4 protein-coding genes are annotated in these 2,544 nt (G+C 63.9%); all 4 read right to left on the bottom strand.

The window, feature by feature from the left end:
* Positions 1 to 135: 135 nt before the first annotated feature.
* Entirely contained in the window at positions 136 to 702 is a 567-nt protein-coding gene (locus tag AB1609_20980) for a hypothetical protein (protein ID MEW6048910.1), read from the bottom strand.
* 118 nt (positions 703 to 820) lie between these two features.
* Positions 821 to 1,546 carry a hypothetical protein gene (locus AB1609_20975; protein MEW6048909.1) on the bottom strand — a complete coding sequence of 242 codons (726 nt, stop codon included), beginning with the start codon at positions 1,544 to 1,546 and terminating at the stop codon, positions 821 to 823.
* Between the two features lie 96 nt (positions 1,547 to 1,642).
* A complete protein-coding gene (locus AB1609_20970; protein MEW6048908.1) occupies positions 1,643 to 1,864 on the bottom strand; it encodes a hypothetical protein in 222 nt (73 codons plus the stop codon).
* A 100-nt stretch (positions 1,865 to 1,964) separates the two neighbouring features.
* Complete coding sequence (locus tag AB1609_20965) at positions 1,965 to 2,195, bottom strand: hypothetical protein (protein ID MEW6048907.1); 231 nt, start codon at positions 2,193 to 2,195, stop codon at positions 1,965 to 1,967.
* Positions 2,196 to 2,544 lie beyond the last annotated feature (349 nt).

The raw sequence follows: 2,544 nt of genomic DNA, 5'->3' as shown, positions 1-2,544 counted from the left end.
CCGTCCTTCACGCCTCACCCCTCCAGACCAGTTTTATGGGCCTGCAAACGAATTATCGGAGAACACAAAATCAGCGAACATGTATCGCCACACCCCCGAAGCAGGCACCAATGAAGAGACTGGACAAACGGGGAATTAAGCACCCACCACCGACCACGCCTTTTCCTCCAGCAGCCAGCGCCGCAGCCGGTACCAGCCCCAGCCACCCTTCCCGGTGAACAGCAGACGGCGGGGGTCCTCAACCCGAAACTCCGATTCAACCGCCCCGTTCCTGAAGCGGATAGGCTCATCAAACCGAATAACCATGCCCTTCCGCAGCTTCGGCCGCGCCTGGCGGGCGCGCAGGTTCTCCCAGCACTTCTGCCGCCACTCAAGAGCGCTCTTGTTGTCCGTTGGCGTGAGCATCTTCAGGATGCGCTCGGGACAGTTGTAGTAGTACGGATGCATCTCCTCACCCATGTCCTTGTAGCCGAAGTTAAACCTGTCCCGCGGCCGGAAGGCGAGCAGGCACACGATTGCGCTCACCTCGCGGCGGCCGTCCGGCCAGACCCGTTCGTGGGCAATGTAAGCCTCCCTCATGTTTACCACGGCGCAATCCAGCACCCGCCCTACAGAGCCATCCGAATACCGGTGCCCGAACTCCTCTTCGAAGAACCCGCGGACACTAAGCCCCCGAGGCTTCTCGAGAAACGTCCAGCCCATCTTCCACCCTCCCTCTCCTTTTTTCCGGACCCAGCCGAGCCCGGCGGCCAACTCTTCAAACAACGGAAGGGGAGGCCAGGAATCCGCCCAGCCTCCCCTGCACCTGCCGCAAAACCAATCAGGCAGCCAATCTGCAACCATGCACGCGCAGGAGGTCACCCGCCGCTTCCACAGCACAGCGGCCCCAGCCGGAAAACTCCTCGCCACCACACGACACATCCACCCGCCAGTCCCCCCGCCCGAGACGACGCGCTTGAACCGGAAAACCGAGTTTGCACAACACGTTCAGCGAGTGCGGGGCAGACGCTGCAGTGCGCACGAGCTCCTCATACGCGGCACGTTTGGCCGCGTTCCTCACACGGCGCGCGGCCCGAGCCCGTTCACATTCAGCCCACACGAACTCCTCCAGCAAGCGCCGCACAAGGTAGGTCTCCCGGCGGGGACGTACCCTATGCGACTCCTCCGCCTCACGGTACAGGCGCCATGCCAGATCAACACCGGCGTCCGGCTTTTCAAACACCCACCTCCGCAACCGGACAACCATCAGGTACAGCCGATCCCAAAAGGCCGTCGGTGGTTCAGGATCCTTGTCTACGCGATATTCGCACCCGTAACCACCGGTGTCACCTCTGATCACGACCGCAACTGCAGCAGGACTCCGGCCCGGCCTCAGCGCATAGCACAACCGCCCGTCCTTGCCCACCTCAAGCCCGACGTCAAAGAGCCGCTTGGTAAACCGCAAACCAGTGGCTTCAATCCACGGAATACCCCGGGGCAAGACCACCTCGACATACAGGAAATCCTCCCTCGCTTCGGCCCCCAGCTCCAGCAGGAGCCGGGCCACCCTCGCCACCCTCTCGTCCATGCAGCCAGGGCGGGCCCGCAGCCCGCCCCACTCCCCCCTTTCCGAAAAGAAGTCACGGGCAGGCCAGCAGGCCCTTCAGGAAACCGAAGCAACATCCCGCACCGCCAATGGAAGGCAGGCAACCTGCCGGGGACTACCGAAACACACCTCCGGCACGTTGCTGCACCAGGACGTCCCGGATTCCCCAAACCAGGCCACCACCACCTCACCATCCACGCCAACCTTCTCGTAGTAACCGCAGGGCCGGAACAGGTGCTCCGGCCCCAGGCCTTGAGACACCACACGATAAAACAGCACCCATACCCCCCTGCCCGGCAGACACCCAACCAGGGCCAGTCCAGGATCCCGGCCATTACAAACCTTTCTTCTGCCGCAAGGCAGCCCCGTTTTGGTTTCGCTAACTTTCCCGGGCCAGGGCTTCCAGAGCCGGCCGGTAACGTCTCAGGTCGTTGACCCGCCGCTGCAGGTCAGCCACGCCTTCCAGGATAATTCGGGCCACCACGGGCCTTTCTTCCGCACCAACTATTCCCAGGTCACGAAGATCTGCCCGCAACTGTTGGACGCGCCTGTCTACCTGCTCTATGTCCCAGGCCAACTTGCCTATTCGGTTGCTCGGCGCGGCCCTCACGGTCAGGAGCCTCCCTTCTTCCCCCCGCACTCGGGGCAGATCCAGCCCCTTTGGCGGGTGTACCGCCACCCACGCCGCCTCGCGTCCTGCCCGGCCTCGCGCCGGCGCTTTCCCTCCAGGTACTCCCAGGCCGGGCAGCACCCACAGAACACCGTGTACTGCACGTGCAGCCAGCCGCGCGGGCCAGGCCCCCGGCAGGACATCTCAACCACCCGCCCGGCGCCGCCCAGGCCGAGCTCCACCAGCCAGGGCCACCTGGGCGCCCAGCACAAACACCTCAGCATCCGGAAGCGCTTCGCACGCGGCCAGGAAACCGTCCAAGGTCATGTCCAGGGGAAGAAGGACTTCC

This window comes from Bacillota bacterium (assembly GCA_040754675.1).
In the GTDB taxonomy this organism is placed as follows: domain Bacteria; phylum Bacillota; class Limnochordia; order Limnochordales; family Geochordaceae; genus Geochorda.
The sequence above is the reverse complement of the archived record's forward strand: the minus strand, read 5'-3'. Positions and strand labels throughout refer to the sequence as shown.